The organism is Bartonella sp. AP58NXGY (assembly GCF_042195785.1).
Classification (GTDB): domain Bacteria; phylum Pseudomonadota; class Alphaproteobacteria; order Rhizobiales; family Rhizobiaceae; genus Bartonella.
On sequence record NZ_JBHIOY010000107.1, the window covers coordinates 1 to 1,058 of the forward strand.

Genomic DNA, 1,058 nt, shown 5'->3' on the forward strand with positions numbered 1-1,058 from the left:
AAAAATACGAATTAACCAGTGAAATCAAAAAAATCAAACATGCTCTTACTCGAAATATTATAAACCTTTATCGCATTCGGGCTTTAAAAGACTTTGATGATGTCAAGACGGGGGATTTAGGTGGCTTTATTGAAAAGGAAGTTAACCTATCCCATGATGGCAATTGCTGGGTCTATGATGATGCTTGTGTCTATGGTCATGCCCGTGTTTATGATGATGCAAAAATACGGCATTATTCTCAAGTCTGTGGTCTCGTTTATGGCAATGCTGAGGTCTATGGCAAGGCTTTTATCTCTCAATATGCAAAGATTTATGATCAGGCTTGTGTTTATGGGAGTGCTCATGTGTATGGCAATGTGTATGGCAATGCTCATGTGAGGGGTGCTGCCCGCGTTCTTGCTGATGCTCATATTTATGACCATGCGCATATTTCTTATGATGCTACGGTTTTTAGTTATGCCCGCGTCTATGGTCATGCTAGGGTTTGTGGCTCTGCTTGTATTTATAGCCATGCAAAAATTTATAATTATGCTGTGATTAATGGTCGTGCAAAGATTTATGGCAAGGTCTATGGCAATGCGCGCGTGGGGGGCTCTTGTGAGGTTTATGGCTCTGTCTATGGCAATGCAAAAATCTTACATTGTGCAACGATCTGGGGGCGTGCTTATGGCAATGCAACAATCAATACAAAAAGCAAAGCAAAGTTAGTTCCCAAAAATTGTGAGGTTTATCAAAGTGATAATGTCGTTAAGATTATTGATAAAACAGAATAAAAATAGGTATGGGAGCGCCTTCTTGATGGTTATAAACCCATCATAAAAGAGAGAATTCATAAAAGAAAGCCGTGCCAAATGATATGACGCGGCTTTCAAATGTCTATCCTTATGAATCATTCCAAATGGAGCAATGAGTACATATATACAAAACGTATTATATTACAAGTGCTCTATTAAAAATATGAAAACTTATCAAAAGGAATGTAAATGATGCGTATGATCTTTAATCACTCACTTGAATGAGAGAGCCTATAAACGCTTTTTGTTAATCTCAAACGTATC

General features: G+C 38.0%; 1 protein-coding gene. It reads left to right on the forward strand.

All coding sequences use genetic code 11. The features are described from left to right. A partial coding sequence (locus ACFINC_RS09795; RefSeq protein WP_375617089.1) for a hypothetical protein occupies positions 1–773 on the forward strand: 773 nt, incomplete at its 5' end. Positions 774–1,058 lie beyond the last annotated feature (285 nt).